This is a genomic window from Streptomyces spinosisporus (assembly GCF_022698145.1).
Classification (GTDB): Bacteria; Actinomycetota; Actinomycetes; order Streptomycetales; family Streptomycetaceae; genus Streptomyces; species Streptomyces spinosisporus.
The window spans coordinates 495,307-511,595 of record NZ_JALDAX010000005.1 but is presented as its reverse complement, the minus strand read 5'-3'; the positions used below and the strand labels follow the sequence as shown (position 1 = coordinate 511,595).

Annotated in this window: 16 protein-coding genes; 8 read left to right on the top strand and 8 right to left on the bottom strand. The window is 70.1% G+C overall.

From position 1 onward, the window contains the following. Nucleotides 1–43: 43 nt before the first annotated feature. Together MQN93_RS16930 and MQN93_RS16925 are read right to left on the bottom strand one after the other, a co-directional pair. Nucleotides 44–1,111 carry a C40 family peptidase gene (locus MQN93_RS16930; RefSeq protein WP_242710104.1) on the bottom strand — a complete coding sequence of 356 codons (1,068 nt, stop codon included), beginning with the start codon at nucleotides 1,109–1,111 and terminating at the stop codon, nucleotides 44–46. A 158-nt stretch (nucleotides 1,112–1,269) separates the two neighbouring features. Next, on the bottom strand, nucleotides 1,270–2,076 hold the full coding sequence (locus tag MQN93_RS16925; protein WP_242710103.1) for a class I SAM-dependent methyltransferase: 807 nt from the start codon (nucleotides 2,074–2,076) through the stop codon (nucleotides 1,270–1,272). Between the two features lie 403 nt (nucleotides 2,077–2,479). On the opposite strand from MQN93_RS16925, the gene mshA reads away from it, so the two are divergent. The 3 genes from mshA to MQN93_RS16910 all read left to right on the top strand — a co-directional run bounded on the left by mshA (nucleotide 2,480) and on the right by MQN93_RS16910 (nucleotide 6,133). Next, on the top strand, nucleotides 2,480–3,817 hold the full coding sequence (mshA, locus tag MQN93_RS16920; RefSeq protein ID WP_242710102.1) for a D-inositol-3-phosphate glycosyltransferase: 1,338 nt from the start codon (nucleotides 2,480–2,482) through the stop codon (nucleotides 3,815–3,817). Next, a complete protein-coding gene (locus MQN93_RS16915) occupies nucleotides 3,810–4,310 on the top strand; it encodes a type III secretion system chaperone family protein (protein WP_016436754.1) in 501 nt (166 codons plus the stop codon). Before mshA ends, MQN93_RS16915 begins: the two co-directional genes overlap by 8 nt. Nucleotides 4,311–4,465: 155 nt before the next feature. Further along, entirely contained in the window at nucleotides 4,466–6,133 is a 1,668-nt protein-coding gene (locus tag MQN93_RS16910; protein ID WP_242710101.1) for a glycosyl hydrolase family 28-related protein, read from the top strand. 23 nt (nucleotides 6,134–6,156) lie between these two features. Here MQN93_RS16910 and MQN93_RS16905 read toward each other — a convergent pair whose 3' ends face one another. Beyond that, on the bottom strand, nucleotides 6,157–7,002 hold the full coding sequence (locus tag MQN93_RS16905; RefSeq protein ID WP_242710100.1) for a helix-turn-helix transcriptional regulator: 846 nt from the start codon (nucleotides 7,000–7,002) through the stop codon (nucleotides 6,157–6,159). Between the two features lie 49 nt (nucleotides 7,003–7,051). Between MQN93_RS16905 and MQN93_RS16900 the strand changes: the two genes are divergently transcribed. Beyond that, on the top strand, nucleotides 7,052–7,480 hold the full coding sequence (locus tag MQN93_RS16900; RefSeq protein ID WP_242710099.1) for a DUF2000 domain-containing protein: 429 nt from the start codon (nucleotides 7,052–7,054) through the stop codon (nucleotides 7,478–7,480). A 27-nt stretch (nucleotides 7,481–7,507) separates the two neighbouring features. On the opposite strand, the gene MQN93_RS16895 is transcribed toward MQN93_RS16900, so the two are convergent. After that, nucleotides 7,508–8,779 (bottom strand): MDR family MFS transporter, encoded by a 1,272-nt coding sequence (locus tag MQN93_RS16895; protein WP_242710098.1) that lies wholly within the window; start codon nucleotides 8,777–8,779, stop codon nucleotides 7,508–7,510. A 184-nt stretch (nucleotides 8,780–8,963) separates the two neighbouring features. On the opposite strand from MQN93_RS16895, the gene MQN93_RS16890 reads away from it, so the two are divergent. Further along, nucleotides 8,964–9,725 carry a phosphoglyceromutase gene (locus tag MQN93_RS16890; protein ID WP_016436749.1) on the top strand — a complete coding sequence of 254 codons (762 nt, stop codon included), beginning with the start codon at nucleotides 8,964–8,966 and terminating at the stop codon, nucleotides 9,723–9,725. 93 nt (nucleotides 9,726–9,818) lie between these two features. Here the strand turns inward: MQN93_RS16890 and MQN93_RS16885 are convergent, their stop codons facing one another. Next, nucleotides 9,819–10,613: an SDR family oxidoreductase gene (locus tag MQN93_RS16885; RefSeq protein WP_308404336.1), complete on the bottom strand. Its 795-nt coding sequence runs from the start codon at nucleotides 10,611–10,613 to the stop codon at nucleotides 9,819–9,821. 127 nt (nucleotides 10,614–10,740) lie between these two features. Here MQN93_RS16885 and MQN93_RS16880 point away from each other — a divergent pair, with 127 nt between their 5' ends. Then, a complete protein-coding gene (locus tag MQN93_RS16880) occupies nucleotides 10,741–11,742 on the top strand; it encodes a helix-turn-helix transcriptional regulator (protein WP_242710096.1) in 1,002 nt (333 codons plus the stop codon). Nucleotides 11,743–11,815: 73 nt separating this feature from the next. On the opposite strand, the gene MQN93_RS16875 is transcribed toward MQN93_RS16880, so the two are convergent. Together MQN93_RS16875 and phoU are read right to left on the bottom strand one after the other, a co-directional pair. After that, the gene (locus MQN93_RS16875; protein ID WP_016436746.1) at nucleotides 11,816–11,968 is read right to left on the bottom strand and encodes a hypothetical protein; all 153 of its coding nucleotides are present in this window, start codon (nucleotides 11,966–11,968) and stop codon (nucleotides 11,816–11,818) included. 125 nt (nucleotides 11,969–12,093) lie between these two features. Beyond that, the gene (gene phoU, locus MQN93_RS16870) at nucleotides 12,094–12,795 is read right to left on the bottom strand and encodes a phosphate signaling complex protein PhoU (RefSeq protein WP_016436745.1); all 702 of its coding nucleotides are present in this window, start codon (nucleotides 12,793–12,795) and stop codon (nucleotides 12,094–12,096) included. Between the two features lie 235 nt (nucleotides 12,796–13,030). Between phoU and phoR the strand changes: the two genes are divergently transcribed. Both phoR and phoP read left to right on the top strand, forming a co-directional pair. Further along, nucleotides 13,031–14,296: a two-component system sensor histidine kinase PhoR gene (phoR, locus tag MQN93_RS16865; RefSeq protein WP_242710095.1), complete on the top strand. Its 1,266-nt coding sequence runs from the start codon at nucleotides 13,031–13,033 to the stop codon at nucleotides 14,294–14,296. A 5-nt stretch (nucleotides 14,297–14,301) separates the two neighbouring features. Then, complete coding sequence (gene phoP, locus MQN93_RS16860; RefSeq protein ID WP_005476807.1) at nucleotides 14,302–14,973, top strand: two-component system response regulator PhoP; 672 nt, start codon at nucleotides 14,302–14,304, stop codon at nucleotides 14,971–14,973. Nucleotides 14,974–15,096: 123 nt separating this feature from the next. Here the strand turns inward: phoP and MQN93_RS16855 are convergent, their stop codons facing one another. Beyond that, nucleotides 15,097–15,795: a copper chaperone PCu(A)C domain-containing protein gene (locus MQN93_RS16855; protein ID WP_016436743.1), complete on the bottom strand. Its 699-nt coding sequence runs from the start codon at nucleotides 15,793–15,795 to the stop codon at nucleotides 15,097–15,099. Between the last annotated feature and the right edge of the window lie 494 nt (nucleotides 15,796–16,289).

Genomic DNA, 16,289 nt, shown 5'->3' with positions numbered 1-16,289 from the left:
TTACCGGGGTGTTCGGCGTGCGCCAGGTCACGTGACCTGGCTCTCAGGCGTCGGGGCGCACCACTCCGAGGATCGGCATCGACCCGGCGCCGGTGATGGTCACGTTCCGTCCGGGCCGCGGGGCGTGCACGATCGCACCGTCGCCGATGTACATCCCGACATGGGTGGCGTCATGAAAGTAAATGATCAGATCGCCGGGCCGCATGTCCTTCACGTCCACGTGCTTGAGCTGCTTCCACTGCTCCTGCGAGGTCCGCGGAATGGGATGTCCGGCGTCGGCCCAGGCCTGTGAGGTGAGCCCCGAGCAGTCGTACGTCTTCGGTCCCTCCGCGCCCCACTCGTACGGCTTGCCGATCTGGCCGGTGGCGTACGCGACGGCCTTCTTGCCCTGCGCGGAGGCCTTCCCCTTGATCTCGTCGAGGACCCCGGAATCCAGCCACGCGGTCTGGGCCTTGAGAGCCGCCGCCTCCTCCAGCGCGGCGAGGCGCTCCTTCTCCTTCTTCTCCAGCCGGTCCTGCAGCTTCTCGGCGGCCGCGATCTGCTTCTTGATCTTCTTGCGGGCGGTGTCCTTGGCCTTGCGGTTGGCGTCCAGCTGCTTCCACTGGGCCGAGGCGTCCTTGGCGTACTGCTTCAAGTCCTGCTGGGTGCGGGTCATTTCACCGATCAGCCCCTTCATGGCCCGCTCGCCCTGCAGGGTCCGGCCGGCGCCGTCGAGGAACTCCTGCGGATTGTCGCTCAGCAGCAGTTGGGCCTCGTCGGGCATCCCGCCCGTCCGGTACTGCGCGGCGGCCGCGGATCCGGCCCGCTTCTTCAGCTCGTCCAGCTTCTTCTGCCCCTTGACGATCTTCTTCGCCAACTCGACGATCGCCGCGGACTGCTTCTGGGCCTTCTCCTCCGCCGCGTTGTACGAATCCGTGGCGACGGCGGCGTCGTGGTAGAGCGTGTCCAGCTTCTTCCGTACGGCTTCAAGGTCCTTGTCCGGCACGGGAGCTGCCGTAGCCGAAGGGGACGGCTCGGGGCTCGCGAACGCCGTGCCCGGAGCCGCCAGCACGGTGACCGCGCAGACCACGGTCACGGCTGTCGCGATCAGGCCGCGCTTGCCCGTACCCATACCGCTTCCCCCAACCTGATTTACCGTCAGTAACTTACGGTGGGGATCGTGCCACGGCAACGCTCAAAACGACAGAGCGCGTCAAAGCCGGATTTCCCCCACCATGACGATCTCCCCACCCCTGTGACGAACGGCTCATCGACTTCGTTCCCCGCAGGTCAACGGCCCACCCACCCCCGAGGCGCCAACGCCCCCCACTCCACGGTCACTTCCCCTTGCCGCCACCGCCCCGCCCCACCGACCACCGGCCAATCGCCCGCCAGATCCCCCACGGCCCGAACCCACCGCTGCCGAACCCCGTACGAGGCATAGGGCGCGGCCGCGGCCCACGCCCGATCGAAGTCCCGTAGAAACGCATGCACCGCTTCCCCGGGCACATTGCGATGGATCAACGCCTTGGGCAGCCGCTCCGCAAGGTCGGACGGCCGCTCGAGCGACCCCAGCCGCGCCGCGAACGTAACGGTCCGCGGCCCCTCCGCCCCGAGAGCAACCCACACATGCCGCCGCCCCACCTCATCACAGGTCCCCTCGACGACCATCCCCCCAGGCGCAAGCCGCGCACACAGCCGCTCCCAAACCCCAACAACCTCACGCTCGTCGTACTGCCGAAGCACATTGGCGGCCCGCACAAGCATCGGAGCCTCACCCACAGGCAGCTCAAACCCCCCGTGGACAAACGAAAGCCCTTCCTGCTCAAAAACCTTGGCGGCAGCCACCCGCTCGGGCTCGATCTCCACCCCCACCACCCGCACCCGAGGCGCAACGCGCCGAAGCCGCCCCAACAACTCCACAGCAGTCCAGGGCGCAGCCCCATACCCAAGATCAACAGCCACAGCAGAGCCGGCCCGCCGCAAAGCACCGCCATGCGAAGCCACAATCCACCGATCCATCCGCCGCAACCGATTCGGATTGGTGGTCCCACGAGTAACCGCACCCACGGGACGAGCGGCACGGGAGGTGGTCATGCGCACGAGGATATGCGGCCACCGGACGGGCCCCTCGCCTGCGCAACGGCGAGCAGGGGACGTACCGGGGGGTGTCCGCCCGCAGCGGCGGGCGTCCGCCAACGGCACCGCACAAACAGACAGCACCGCCCGACCGGGGACGGATACCCCCCGGTGCGGCCCCGACCCACGACGAAAGAGCCGACGCAACGCGCACCCCCACAATCCGCACGGGCCGCCGCAGGCACCCCAAAAACAACCCCCAAACAACCGGCAACGCACCCACCCCCCGAACAGTTGAGCGACCCCCAGTAATGCCTAGGCAAAATTAACCCCGCCCGGAATGGGAACCCGCCCCTCCACCGTTGCTCCCACGGAGGGCACCCCACACCCTCCCCCCGGCATGCCCGCACAAGGAGGACACGTGAGCCAGTACGTCAGCAGGCTCGGGCGTCGCTCCCAGTCAACGCCCCCACGGCTCAGGCTCCACCGCCGCCCCCGCCGCGTAGCCATGCTCTCCGTGCACACCTCCCCCCTGCACCAGCCCGGCACCGGCGACGCCGGCGGCATGAACGTCTACATCGTCGAGCTAGCGCAGCGCCTCGCCGCCATCAACATCGAGGTGGAGATCTTCACCCGCTCCACCGCCGCCGCCCTCCCCCCGACCGTGGACCTCGCCCCCGGCGTCCTCGTCCGCCACATCGACGCGGGCCCCTATGAAGGCCTCGCCAAGGAGGAGCTCCCGGCCCAGCTCTGCGCCTTCACCCACGGCGTGATGCAGGCCTGGGCAGGCCACCGCCCCGGCTACTACGACCTCGTCCACTCCCACTACTGGCTCTCCGGCCACGTCGGCTGGCTCGCCGCCCAACGCTGGGGCGCCCCCCTCGTGCACGCCATGCACACCATGGCCAAGGTCAAGAACGCCAACCTCGCCGACGGCGACACCCCCGAACCCGCAGCCCGCGTCATCGGCGAGACCCAGATCGTGGACGCGGCCGACCGCCTCATCGCCAACACCGCCGAAGAGGCCGACGAACTCGTACGCCACTACAGCGCCGACCCCGCCAAGGTCGCCGTCGTCCACCCCGGCGTGAACCTCGACCGCTTCCGCCCCGCCGACGGCCGCGCGGCGGCCCGCGCCCGCCTCGACCTCCCGCAGGACGCCCTCATCCCCCTCTTCGCGGGCCGTATCCAGCCCCTCAAGGCCCCCGACATCCTCCTGCGCGCCGTGGCGACGCTCCTCGACGAGCGCCCCGAGCTGCGCTCGCGCATCGTGGTCCCGATCGTCGGCGGCCCCAGCGGCAGTGGCCTCGCCAAGCCCGAGGGCCTGCAGAAACTCGCCGCCCGCCTCGGCATCGCCGACGTCGTACGCTTCCGTCCGCCCGTGAACCAGGAACAGCTGGCGGACTGGTTCCGGGCGGCCTCCGTCCTGGTCATGCCGTCGTACAGCGAGTCCTTCGGCCTGGTGGCGATCGAGGCGCAGGCCGCCGGCACCCCCGTACTGGCGGCATCCGTCGGCGGACTCCCGGTGGCCGTCCAGGACGGACGGACCGGTGTCCTCGTACGCGGCCACAACCCCGCCGACTACGCGCGCGCACTGGCCGGCTTCGCCGGCGACCCGGCCCTGCTGACCCGCATGGGCGGGCAGGCCGCTCGGCATGCGCAGTGCTTCGGCTGGGACACCGCGGCCGCCGCGACGGCGGACGTCTACACGGCCGCGATGCAGGCGCACCGCCGTCGCGTACGCTCCCACCATGGCTGATGCACAGAACGCGGCCCAGGTGATCGAGGGCGTCCTCAAGGACGCGGAACTCGAATGGGAGAGCCCCGCGGAGGGCAACTACGTCGTGCAGCTCCCGGGCACCCGGAAGCTGAAGACGACCGTCTCGCTCCTCGTCGGCCGCCACTCCCTCTCCCTGAACGCCTTTGTCATCCGCCACCCCGACGAGAACGAACCCGGCGTCCACCGCTGGCTCCTGGAGCGCAACCTCAAGCTGTACGGCGTGAGTTACGCCGTCGACCGGCTCGGCGACATCTACGTCACCGGCAAGCTCCCGCTGGCCGCCATCACCGCCGACGAGCTCGACCGCCTCCTCGGCCAGGTCCTCGAAGCGGCGGACGGCAGCTTCAACACCCTCCTGGAACTCGGCTTCGCGTCCGCGATCCGCAAGGAGTACGAGTGGCGGGTGTCGCGCGGCGAATCGACCCGCAACCTGGACGCGTTCACGCACCTGACCCAGCGCCCGGCTGACTAGCGCGACTGTCGCGCTCGATCAACCCCTGCAGGACTCTTCCCTGCCCCGGGGGCTGCATGCCATGCTCACGCCCAACGCACACATGAACACCGTTCACATCCATGAAATGCCGCACCCAAAGCCGCACCCGCAGCCGCATGGAAAGGGCGTACGGAATGAGCACGGCGCACCACGGCATCACCAGACGCAGCCTTCTCGTCACGGCCACCGCGGTGGCCGCCGCCGCGGCGACCGGCACGCCCGCTCTCGCCGCCCCGACGCGCGGCGGCCAAGTCCCCACCCTCTGGCGCGAGTTCACCCGCACCCCGTACACCCACCCGCAGATCCCGTACGTCGGGCGGGTCGGCTTCCGCGGCGGGGCCACGCGCTTCCCCCGGCGGCCCGTCGTGGCGGACGTACGCGACTACGGAGCCGTGGCGGACGGCACCACCGACTCCGCCCCCGCGATCAACCGTGCCATCGCCGCCGCCGGTAGGGCCGGCGGTGGCACGGTCACCATCCCGCCCGGCACCTTCCGCATCGACGACCTGATCCGGATCGGGTACGACAACGTGGTGCTGCGCGGCGCCGGAAGCGGCCGCACGACGCTCTACGCCACGAAGAACCTCACCGAACTGATCGGCCCCTACGGCTCCCGCTACGGCGGCACCAAGTCGTCCTGGTCCTGGGCGGGCGGCCTCATCTGGCTGGCGCCACAGGCCCGTTGGGACTCCCTGGTCGCCGCCATCAAGGCGCAGGCCTGGCCCTTCGAGGGCTGGACCGGCAACAAGCGGGACGAGTGGGAGACGCTCACGGCGATCGAGCCGGCCCGCCAGGGCTCCTGGACGATCAAGGTCGCCGACCCCTCCCGCCTGCGCCCCGGCGCCCTGGTCCTGCTCCGCCTGACCGACGACCCCACCCACACGCTTCTGCAGCACATGGCGGGCGGCGGCCCCGGCCCGGCGGCGTACTACTGGGACGACAAGACCAAGCTCCTGAGCTACGTCCCCCACGAGTGGCCCGTGCGCATCACCCGCGTCCACGGCCGCACCGTCACCCTGGAACGCCCGCTCCCGCTGGATGTGCGCCCCGAATGGGACCCCCGACTCACCACACACGTACGTGAGTTGACGGGTTCCGGCGTCGAGGGCCTCACGCTGCAGGCGATCCCGACCCCGCAGTCCCCGCACCTGCTCGACAAGGGCTACAACGGCGTCGTGCTGCAGTGCGCGTACGACTGCTGGGTGGACGACGTCAGCGTCCGGGACGTGGACAACGGCTTCGGCCTGGTGGCCGCGTCCGCGTGCACGCTGCGCCGCACCCGGGTCGGAGGACGCGGCGAGCACCACCCCTACTTCTGCCGCGAGGGCTCGCACGACAACCTGATCGAGGACTTCACCATCGAGGAGCGCACCGTCCCGGCCCCCGCCGACACCCAGCTGCACGGCATCAACGTCGAGGGCCTGTCCTCCCACAACGTCTGGTCCCGCGGCGACATGCGGATGGGCACCTTCGACAGCCACCGCGGTCTGCCCTTCGCCAACGTCCGCACCGACATCACGGTGAACAACAACGGCCGCCACGGCGGCGACGCGAGCGCCGGCCCGCTCTTCGGCGCCCGGTTCACCCACTGGAACATCCGCGTGACCAACGGCAGGGCCGGCCTGGTGAAGATCGACGGCCTGGCCCCGTACTCCGCCACCGTCGGCGTCGACGAGGTCAAGGAGTTCGACCAGATCGACGTCCCCGACTTCACGGGCGATCTGCACGCACGGCTGGAGCTGTATCCCACGACGGACGCGGTCAGGCCGCGCAACCTGTACGAGGCGCAGCGGGAGTTGTAGGCAGCCCGGTGTGCTGATGGGGGTCAGCCGCGCGTGGTGCGGGAGTAGTGGCCCGGTGTGACCCCCACCAACTTCCGGAAGTGCCGGGTCAGATGGGACTGGTCGAAGAACCCGGTCGCGGAGGCGACCTCGCCCGCGGGCCGGCCGTCGAGCAGCAGACGGCGGGCCCGGTCGACGCGCCGGGAGTTCAGATACTGGTGCGGCGCGATGCCGTACGCGGTGCTGAACGCCCGTACCAGATGGGCGGGGTGGGCGTGGACGAGGGCCGCTGCCTCGTCCAGGGTGAGGCCGTCGACGACGTGCTCGTCGAGTAGTTCGCGCAGCCGGCGGGCGAGGGCGGGGTCGGAGCGGGGTACGTCGGCGACGTCGCGCGGCCGCAGATGGCCGCGCAGCCGCTCCTCGATCAGCGTCAGCCGGCTCTCGGCCTCCAGCTCGTCCCCGGCGTGCGCCAGGGCCGCGTGCAACTGGCCGACGCGTGTCCGCAGCACGGGATCGCGCAGGTCGGGGTGGTCCACGGCGGCGCCGATGAGGTCGTCGGGGATACGGGTGTCGTCGAGATACAGGACACGCTTGCGGAACCCGCGCGGGGTGGCGGGGGAGCCGTTGTGCGGGACGTGCGGCGGCAGCAGCGAGACCGTGTCGAGGGGGGTGCCGTGCCGGTGGCGCTCCAGGTCGTACCGTACGGCGCCGTCGTCCACGATCAGCACCGTCCATGCCTCGTGGACGTGCATCGGGTAGGCGTACTCGGTGAAGTGGGCGTGGAAGACCTCGACGACGCCGGATACACGGGGCCGCCAGGCGGAGACTTCCGGCTGCGGGGCCGAGGGCTGCTTGGCCGAGGGCTGCTTGGCCGAGTGCTGCGGGGCCATGCAAAGAACGTACAAGACGTGCGCGCGGTCCGGTCGGCAGTCTCGGAGTATGAGCGACGACGCACCCATCCGTTTCGACACCAAGATCGCCGTCCTGCTGCGCGAGGACCTGGAGCCCTGGCAGCGCCTGAACGTCACCGCGTTCCTGGTCAGCGGCCTCGGCAGCCAGATCCCCGAGGTGATCGGCGAGCCCTACGCGGACGCGGACGACGTGCAGTACCTGCCGATGTTCCGCCAGCCCGTGCTGGTCTTCGAGGGCACCAAGGAGACCCTGTCGGCGGCCCACCGCCGGGCGCTGTCCCGGGCCCTGCCGCGCTCACTCTTCACCTCCGACCTGTTCACCACGGGCAACGACCGCGACAACCGGGCGGCGGTGCGGGCCGTCCACACGGACGACCTGGACCTGGTGGGGCTGGCGGTGTACGGACCGAAGAACGCGGTGGACAAGGTGATCAAGGGGGCGCGGATGCATCCGTGAGGTTTTGCGGGGGGCCTTGGTGGGGCTTCAGCTCGCGGAGACCTCGGCCGCTCCGGTGGTGGTGGCGGGCACCGCGGTGGCCGTCGTCGCCGTCGGGAGGCGCCGCATCAGGACGCCGTAGCCGACCGCCGCCACCGTGCCGACGACCGCGCACAGCCCCCACAGCCACTCGGCCCCCAAGCGGTCGATGACCAGGCCGGACACCAGGGGAGCGACGAGCGCGGCGAGGGACCAGGAGAGGGTGTACATGCCCTGGTAGCGGCCGCGGCCGTGCACCGGGGAGAGGCGGACGACCAGGCTGGTCTGCGTCGGTGCGTTGACGATCTCGGCGAGCGTCCACACGCACACGGTGAGCGCGAAGAGGCCGACCGACCCGGCGAAGGCGGTGAGCCCGAAGCCGTAGCCGGCCAGGAGCGACGAGACGACGAGCAGCCGCCGCGGGTCCCGGCTCTCGATGAGCCGGGTGACGGGGATCTGCAGCGCCACGATCAGGATGCCGTTGACGGCGATCGCCATGCCGTAGTCGGCGGGGGTGAACCCGGCCTCGCCCATCGCGACCGGCAGCCCGACCGCGCCCTGCTGGAAGACGACGGCGACGAGGAAGGACAGGCCGACGACGCCCATGTAGCGCCCGTCGCGCAGCACGGTGCCGAGCCCGACCTCGTCCGCGGCCTCGCCGGTCGCCAGGTCCTTCGCCGTGCGCTGCGGCCGGGACTCGGGCAGCTTCAGGAACACCACGACGGCGCAGACGGCCGTCATGCCCGCCTCGATCAGGAACCCGGCGAGATAGCTGACCTCGGCGATGAACCCGGCGGCCATGGAGGAGACGGCGAAGCCGAGGTTGATGGCCCAGTAGTTCAGGGAGAAGGCGCGCACCCGGTCCTCGGGCCGCACGATGTCGGCCATCATCGCCTGCACGGCGGGCCGCGAGGCGTTCGACGCCATGCCCACCAGGAACGCGACCGCGGCGATGGCGACCGGGTGCTGCATGAAGCCGAGCAGGGCGACCGAGGCGGCGGTGGAGGACTGGGCGATCAGCAGGGTGGGGCGCCTGCCGAGCCGGTCGGTCATCACGCCCGCCCCCAGCGAGGAGACGACGCCGCCGAGGCCGTGCAGGGAGGCGACGAGACCGGCGTAGGAGGCGGAGTATCCGCGGTCGACCGTCAGATACAGGGCCATGAAGGTGGCGACGAAGGCGCCGAGCCGGTTGACGAGGGTGCTGGTCCACAGCCACCAGAACTCGCGGGGGAGTCCCGAGACGCTCTCCCGGATGGCACGTCTCAGACCGGCGATGGCCATCTGTCTCCCCCACGCTTCCCCACGACGAAGAACGCACGCACGCGTGCATGTAAGTGCCCCGCTGGGCAGGCACACCTTACGAATCCTTCGCCGCCGTCGGCCACTCAATTAACGGATCCAGTCAACTGTCCGGCTGATGGGCGGGCCTGCTGTGGGGCCGAATGCGTGGATTACGCTCTGAGGCATGGCCGACGCACCGTACAAGCTGATCCTCCTCCGCCACGGCGAGAGCGAGTGGAACGCGAAGAACCTGTTCACCGGCTGGGTGGACGTGAACCTCAACGAGAAGGGCGAGAAGGAGGCGGTCCGCGGTGGCGAGCTCCTGAAGGACGCCGATCTTCTCCCCGACGTGGTCCACACGTCCCTCCAGAAGCGCGCGATCCGCACGGCCCAGCTGGCGCTGGAGTCCGCGGACCGCCACTGGATCCCGGTCCACCGCTCGTGGCGCCTGAACGAGCGCCACTACGGCGCTCTCCAGGGCAAGGACAAGGCGCAGACCCTCGCGGAGTTCGGCGAGGAGCAGTTCATGCTGTGGCGCCGCTCGTACGACACCCCGCCGCCCCCGCTCGAGGACGGCACGGAGTTCTCCCAGTCGGACGACCCGCGCTACGCCTCCATCCCGCCGGAGCTGCGCCCGCGCACGGAGTGCCTCAAGGACGTGGTGCACCGCATGCTCCCGTACTGGTACGACGGCATCGTCCCCGACCTCCTGGCCGGCCGCACGGTCCTCGTCGCCGCCCACGGCAACAGCCTCCGCGCCCTGGTCAAGCACCTGGACAACATCTCGGACGCCGACATCGCGGGCCTGAACATCCCGACGGGCATCCCCCTCTCCTACGAACTCGACGCCGACTTCCGCCCCCTCACCCCGGGCGGCACCTACCTCGACCCGGAGGCGGCAGCGGCAGCGATCGAGGCGGTCAAGAACCAAGGCAAGAAGAAGTAAGCGGTACGGATCAAGCCCCCTGCCTGCGGGTTCTCCGCGAGCAGGGGGCTTGTGTCGTCGACTGGGGCCCGGATGAGCCCGTACCCGGATTGCCTAGGCGGTCGTAGCGATGCCCCCGTCGACCGGGATCACGGTGCCCGTCAGGTATGCGCCGGCCCGGCTTGCGAGGAATACGGCGACACCCGCCATGTCGTCGTCGCGGCCGATTCGGCGTAGTGGGGCCGACGCTGCGATCGCCTCGCCCAGCTCGGCGAGGGTGGCGGCCATCATCGTGGACGGGAACGGTCCCGGTGCCACGGCGTTCACGGTGATGTGCTGCGGTCCCAGTTCCTTGGCGAGCACTCTGGTGAGTTGGTGCACTGCCGCCTTGCTGCTGGAGTACGAGTAGTTGGGCCGCTGGGGAATGTGGATGGCGGCGATGCTGCCGATGTTGATGATCCGCGCGGGATCGTCGGCGGTGCCCGCCTTGCGAAGCGCCGGCAGCAACGACTGGACCAGCCAGAACGGCGCCTTCAGGTTGAGGTCGACGACCGTGTCCCAGGCCTCGTCCGGGAACGTCTCCAGCGGCTCGTCCCACAGGGCGCCCGCGTTGTTGACGAGGATGTCGACACGCTCCGAGTCGGCCGTGATGAGCCCGGACAGTCGACGGCACTCGTCGTGGCGGGACAGGTCGGCGGGGATGGCCCGCACCTCACCGAACGCGGAGAGCTGTTCCTGCGCCTGAGCGCACGCTTCCGCGTTGCGTGAGCTGATCACCACGCGGGCGCCCGCCTGGAGCAGGCCACGCGCGATCATCATCCCGATACCTCTGGTGCCACCGGTGACGAGCGCGCGCTTTCCGCTGAGATCGAAGAGTTCTGCATGCGCCGTGAATCGGTCGTCCATCACTTGACGCCTTTCTGGGTGTCCTGCGGGGCTGCCATGCAACCCGTACGCGCATGCGGGCGGGAGTCACTGCTCTTCCGGGTAACGGCAGTACCTCCCGGCCCACCGCCGTACGACCTACGGTGATGAGGTGACCGACAGCGACAGGCATGGGCAGGCCGACGAGGTGCGGGAATTCCTCTCCACCCGCCGCGCCCGCATGACGCCCCAGCGGGCAGGGCTGCCCGTGTTCGGTGGCAATCGACGTGTGACCGGGCTGCGCCGGGAGGAGGTCGCCCTGCTGGCCGGGATGAGCGTCGACTACTACATCCGCCTGGAGCGCGGGAACCTCAGGGGCGCCTCGGACGCGGTGCTGGACTCCTTGTCCGACGCGCTCCAGCTCGACGACGCCGAGCGGGCCCACCTCTACGACCTTGCCCGCGCGGCCACGGGATCCGAGCGCCGGCCACCTGCGGCGACGGGGCGGATCCGACCGGTGGTTCTGCGGGTGCTCGACGCGATGACCGACCTGCCGGCCTACATCCGCAACGCGCGGTTCGACATCGTCGCCGCCAACTCCCTCGGCCGGGCTCTGTATGCCCCGGTCTACGATTCCCCGTTGTTCGCGCAACGTGGTCCGGTCAACACCGCGCGGTTCCTGTTCCTCGATCCTGGTTCCGCCGATTTCTGGCCCGAGTGGGAGAAGGCCGCCAACGACTCGGTCGCCTTCCTGCGCACCGAGACCGGCCGCTCGCCCCAGGACAAGGGGCTGATGGGCCTGATCGGCGAGCTCTCCACCAAGAGTGATGACTTCGCCCGGCGTTGGGCCAGGCACGACGTGAAGTTCTCCCGCTCCGGCGTGAAGCGACTCCACCACCCGCTCGTCGGGGACCTGGCCCTGCCCTACGAGGCCCTCGATCTGCCCGCTGACCCCGGCCTCCGTATCACCGTCTACTCTCCCGAGCCCGACTCACCCGAGCGCCAGGCACTCGATCTTCTGGCTGGCTGGACCGGCTGGACCGGCTGGACCGGCGGGACCGGCGGGACCGGCTGGACCGGCTGGACCGGCGGGACAGGCTCGACCAGCTCGCCCGGCCCGACCGCACGGGAAACCCGGCAGGCCGCCGGGGGACATGGCTCTGCCGGGACATGACTCTCCGGGACATGACGGAGGGGCCCCGATGCCACCACCGGAGCCCCTCAGCACGCAAACCGGCCGACCTCGGTCAACCGCACTGGCACGCATTGCCCGACTGGCAGCCGCAGCCGCAGCCCGAGCCGCAGCCGCATGCGCCGAAGAGCGGGAGGCTCTTGATCTCGGCGGGCTGTTCCGTCTCGCGCTCCTGCGTCGGGTCGGGCGGGGTGGGGGCTTCGGCCATGGGTCCTCCCGGAGACCTAGAGGCTGGCACCAGACCTGGGGACTGGTGCCTTCGCCCATTGCATGCCCGTTCCGCTGGGCGCATCAACGGCGCATTGTGGCGCCCACACGCCCCACCCTCCGGCTTTACGCCCCCTCGCCCCCGGCCACCGCCTGGATCTCCGGCTGGATGTCGGGCTGCAGCTCGTCCGCGTGCTCACCCGTCACCAGGAACACCACGCGCTTGGCGACGGCCACCGCGTGGTCGGCGTACCGCTCGTAGTAGCGGCCGATCAGGGTGACGTCCACCGCCGTCTCGATGCCGTGCTGCCAGCGGTCGTCCAGCAGATGCTGGAAGAGGGTGCGGTGCAGCAGGTCCATCTCGTCGTCGTCCTGCTCCAGCTGCATGGCCAGGTCGACGTCCTTGGTGACGATGACCTCGGCCGCCTTCGCCATCAGACGCTGCGCGAGCTGCCCCATCTCCAGGATGGTGGCGTGCAGGTCGTGCGGGATCGCGCGCTCCGGGAAGCGGAGCCGCGCGAGCTTGGCGACGTGCTGGGCCAGGTCGCCCGAGCGCTCCAGGTCGGCCGACATCCGCAGCGAGGTGACGACGATACGGAGATCGGTGGCCACCGGCTGCTGGCGGGCCAGCAGGGCTATGGCCCGGGCCTCCAGGTCGTGCTGCAGTTCGTCGACCTTCTTGTCGGCCTCGATGACACTCTCGGCCAGCTTCAGATCGGAGTCGAGGATGGCGGTCGTGGCGCGCCCGATCGCCGACCCGACGAGCCGGGCCATGTCCACCAGACCGTCGCCGATCGAGTCCAGTTCCTCGTGGTACGCGTCCCGCATCAGGGATCCCTCTCTTACGTGTTCTTCGGGGCTGCCGGGGCAGGAAGCCTGCGTCCGTCGTCGTCCAAGAGCCGGCGCTTCGCACCCAACGCTCCCACGTTCCGGCTTGTACGCGTCGTTTTCCGCCACCCCAAATGAACCAATACTGGCTCCAAGGTGAACTCTGGGCGACGAGTGTTCGAGGTCGCACCTCGACGGCTGTGGGGATGTCGTAGGCCATGCCTAACCTGGACGCATGGACGTGAACGCGGCGGTCGCCGCAGCGGCAGCGATCGCCGGGGTGCTCACCGGCGTGATCGCCATGCTGGCGTTCCGCTGGAGCGAGCGGGAGCAGAAGCGCCCCACTCGTACCTCCCTGCACACGGACCCGGTGCTTCCGCCGGGTGTGGACACCGTCCTGTCCGTGCTCCGCTCCTCGGCCGTGGTCCTCGACGAGGCGGACACGGTCGTCAAGGCCAGCTCGGCGGCGTACGCCCTCGGACTGGTCCGCGGCGGCCGCCTCTCGGTCGAGCCGATGCTGCAGATGGCCAGGGACACCCGGCGGGACGGAGAGATACGCCAGGTGGAGCTGGACCTGCCGCGGCGGGGGACCGGGCGCGGCGAGGCACTCGCCGTCTCCGCGCGGGTCGCCCCCCTCGGCTCCCGGCTGGTGCTCCTGCTGGTCGAGGACCTGACCGAGGCCCGCCGCATCGAGGCGGTCAGGCGCGACTTCGTCGCGAACGTGAGCCATGAGCTGAAGACTCCGGTCGGCGCCCTCTCCCTGCTGTCCGAGGCCGTCATGGACGCCTCCGACGACCCGGAGGCCGTGGAGCGCTTCGCCGGCCGTATGCAGATCGAGGCCACACGCCTCACCAACCTGGTGCAGGAGCTGATCGACCTCTCCCGGGTGCAGAACGACGACCCGCTGGAGGACGCCGAGCCCGTCCGCGTGGACGAACTGGTCGCGGAGGCGATCGACCGCTGCCGCCACCAGGCCGGCACCAAGCAGATCACGATGGCCGCCGGCGGCACCGCCGACCTGCACGTGTGGGGGAACAGGGGCCAGCTGGCCGCCGCCCTCGGCAACCTGGTGGAGAACGCCGTCAACTACAGCCCGTCCCGCACCCGTGTCGGCATAGCCGCCCGCCGGGTGACCGCCCCCGGCGGAGAGCACATCGAGATCGCCGTGACCGACCAGGGCATCGGCATCTCGGAGAAGGACAAGGAGCGCGTCTTCGAGCGCTTCTACCGCGTCGACCCCGCTCGTTCCCGGGCCACCGGTGGTACGGGCCTGGGGCTGGCGATCGTCAAGCACGTGGCCGCCTCGCACGGCGGGGAGGTCACGGTGTGGAGCTCGGAGGGTCAGGGCTCCACGTTCACCCTGAGGCTGCCGGAGGCGGGGGCCGCCCGCGACCGCGCGCACCAGCATCCCGACCCGGACGATCTCGACGACGAGGCCGACCGCACCACCCCCCAGTCATCCCCGTACGAATCGCTTCCCGCCCCGGAGGTCCTTCCGTGACCCGAGTGCTTGTCGTCGAGGACGAGGAGTCCTTCTCCGACGCCCTGTCGTACATGCTCCGCAAGGAGGGCTTCGAGGTCGCCATCGCGGCCACGGGCCCCGACGGACTCGACGAGTTCGAGCGCAACGGCGCCGACCTCGTCCTCCTCGACCTGATGCTGCCGGGGCTGCCCGGCACGGAGGTGTGCCGCCAGCTGCGCGGCCGCTCCAACGTCCCCGTGATCATGGTGACGGCCAAGGACAGCGAGATCGACAAGGTTGTCGGTCTCGAAATAGGAGCCGACGACTATGTCACCAAGCCCTTCTCGTCGCGTGAGCTGGTCGCCCGCATCCGGGCCGTCCTGCGCCGCCGCGGCGAGCCCGAGGAGGTCACCCCGGCCGCCCTGGAGGCCGGTCCGGTCCGCATGGACGTGGACCGCCATGTGGTCACGGTCTCCGGCTCCAAGGTCGACCTGCCCCTCAAGGAGTTCGACCTGCTGGAGATGCTGCTGCGCAACGCCGGCCGCGTCCTGACCCGTATGCAGCTCATCGACCGGGTCTGGGGCGCCGACTACGTGGGCGACACCAAGACCCTCGACGTCCACGTCAAGCGCCTGCGCGCCAAGATCGAGCCGGACCCGGGCGCCCCGCGCTACCTGGTCACGGTCCGCGGCCTCGGGTACAAGTTCGAGCCGTAGAAAGACCGCGGGCCGTGGCGCAACACGGCAGTGGACAGTGGAAAGGGCGGGACCTCACGAAGAGGTCCCGCCCTTTTTCCGCTACGGCTTTCCGCTACGGCGGTACAGGCGCCGCAGGGCCGCCTACTGGCCGGACGGCGACACGCTGGCGGAAGCCGCGTCCGTCGGGGTGGCCGAGGAGTCGGGGGTGTTCGCCGAGGAGGCCGTGCCGGTGGGCGTGGCCGTGCCGGTCGGCGTGGCGGTGCCCGTGGCGCTCTTGCCCGGCTTGGGGGTCTTGGACGCCGTGTTCGTCGCGCCGGCCGACGGGATGTCGCTCGGGCCCCACTTGCTGAAGTAGCTGTCGGCCGGAACCACGAAGGCCTGCAGGCTGACGGCGCCGGTGGAGCTGAAGGTGAAGGTCACCTTGCGCACGCTGCCGTCCTGAACCGCCTCGCGCCCGTTGGGCAGGACGGCGGTGGCGTTGCCCTTGCCGCCGATCACCACGGAGCCGTGCGCCGGGACGACGACCTTGCCGTTGCCCTTGGCGGGCTTGAGCTGGGCGGTCTGGTCGACGTTCGCGAGAGTGACCGAGTCCAGCGTCTGCGCGGTGTCACCGTTGTTGAAGAGGGTGGCCGCGACCACGGCCGGACCGGTCGCCTCGATGTCGGGCTGGGTGATGACCAGGGCGTTCTGCACCTTGATGTCACCGACCCTGGTCTCCGCGTTGTCCGGCTTGACCTCAAGCGTCTGGGCATTGCTGCCGGCACCGCAGGCGGCGAGCGAGGCGAGCGGGAACGCGATGGCGGCGGCGGCGAGGGCGCCGCGTCGAAGGCTGCTGCTCACGGCGGCGGCAACTCCTTGACTCGAGCGTGGCGACCGTAAAGCCGCCCTAAGTGTCTGTCAGCGGCCTTAGGCTACCGAGCCGTTCCCGAGGCACCGCACCCGACCCTCCCTCCGGTCCCCCTCATCGCCCGGCAGGCGGTAGTGCGGACACTCGTCCGCCATTCACATAAGTCCGTCCGGCATACCGTCCGGCATACGTCGTACGACGGCGCGCAAAATTTCCGTGAAGGAATGCGCGATCACCCCCGGAATTGATCACGCCGCAGAACAAGCCGCAGAACAACCGGCCACGTGGAGACGCCTCTGTGATCAATTTCGGATTCGACGCGGAAGAGACGCATGGCACCGAACGGAGTAGCGGAAGTCGCACACTCGGAACCGGACATATGAGGACGTTCGTCCTCCCTGAAGGGCCTCCGGATGTGTGTAACGTACGCGTTTCCCCTCCCCCGGAGAGCCGCTCCGACCTGCGAATACCTTCTTCCGCTAGGGCC

What these genes read in the sequence shown, in the direction of transcription:
- MQN93_RS16915 (WP_016436754.1), top strand. Translation starts at nt 3,810, where the DNA reads ATGGCTGATGCACAGAACGCGGCCCAGGTGATCGAGGGCGTCCTCAAG.
- MQN93_RS16905 (WP_242710100.1), bottom strand. Translation starts at nt 7,002, where the DNA reads ATGGCCCCGCAGCACTCGGCCAAGCAGCCCTCGGCCAAGCAGCCCTCG.
- MQN93_RS16910 (WP_242710101.1), top strand. Translation starts at nt 4,466, where the DNA reads ATGAGCACGGCGCACCACGGCATCACCAGACGCAGCCTTCTCGTCACG.
- MQN93_RS16895 (WP_242710098.1), bottom strand. Translation starts at nt 8,779, where the DNA reads ATGGCCATCGCCGGTCTGAGACGTGCCATCCGGGAGAGCGTCTCGGGA.
- MQN93_RS16890 (WP_016436749.1), top strand. Translation starts at nt 8,964, where the DNA reads ATGGCCGACGCACCGTACAAGCTGATCCTCCTCCGCCACGGCGAGAGC.
- MQN93_RS16930 (WP_242710104.1), bottom strand. Translation starts at nt 1,111, where the DNA reads ATGGGTACGGGCAAGCGCGGCCTGATCGCGACAGCCGTGACCGTGGTC.
- MQN93_RS16900 (WP_242710099.1), top strand. Translation starts at nt 7,052, where the DNA reads ATGAGCGACGACGCACCCATCCGTTTCGACACCAAGATCGCCGTCCTG.
- MQN93_RS16875 (WP_016436746.1), bottom strand. Translation starts at nt 11,968, where the DNA reads ATGGCCGAAGCCCCCACCCCGCCCGACCCGACGCAGGAGCGCGAGACG.
- MQN93_RS16925 (WP_242710103.1), bottom strand. Translation starts at nt 2,076, where the DNA reads ATGACCACCTCCCGTGCCGCTCGTCCCGTGGGTGCGGTTACTCGTGGG.
- phoR (WP_242710095.1), top strand. Translation starts at nt 13,031, where the DNA reads ATGGACGTGAACGCGGCGGTCGCCGCAGCGGCAGCGATCGCCGGGGTG.
- phoU (WP_016436745.1), bottom strand. Translation starts at nt 12,795, where the DNA reads ATGCGGGACGCGTACCACGAGGAACTGGACTCGATCGGCGACGGTCTG.